The sequence below is a fragment of the Stenotrophomonas sp. SrG genome (assembly GCF_050031795.1).
In the GTDB taxonomy this organism is placed as follows: domain Bacteria; phylum Pseudomonadota; class Gammaproteobacteria; order Xanthomonadales; family Xanthomonadaceae; genus Stenotrophomonas; species Stenotrophomonas rhizophila_A.
In genome coordinates this window covers 1-236 of the sequence record NZ_JBNBBE010001286.1, presented here as the reverse complement: position 1 = coordinate 236, position 236 = coordinate 1, and the positions used below count along the sequence as shown (strand labels likewise).

The 236-nt window shown below is 67.8% G+C and carries 1 protein-coding gene; it reads left to right on the top strand.

Going from position 1 to position 236, the window contains the following annotated elements; all coding sequences use genetic code 11:
- On the top strand, nucleotides 1-236 hold a 236-nt coding region (locus ACQG3P_RS23565), incomplete at both ends, for a hypothetical protein (RefSeq protein WP_426806399.1).

Below are 236 nucleotides of genomic sequence, written 5' to 3'. Positions count from 1 at the left end.
CCGACGCCTACCGGCGCCTGCGCAACACCGCGCGCTTCCTGCTCGGCAACCCGGACGGCTTCGATCCCGCCCAGCACCTGGTCGCTCCCGCCGACAGGGTCGCGCTGGACCGCTGGATCGTGCATCGCGCCTGGGAGGTGCAGGAGAAGATCAAGGCGGCGTACACCGGCTCCAACATGGCCGAAATCGTGCAGCTGCTGCTGAACTTCTGCAGCGTGGACCTCGGTTCGCTGTAC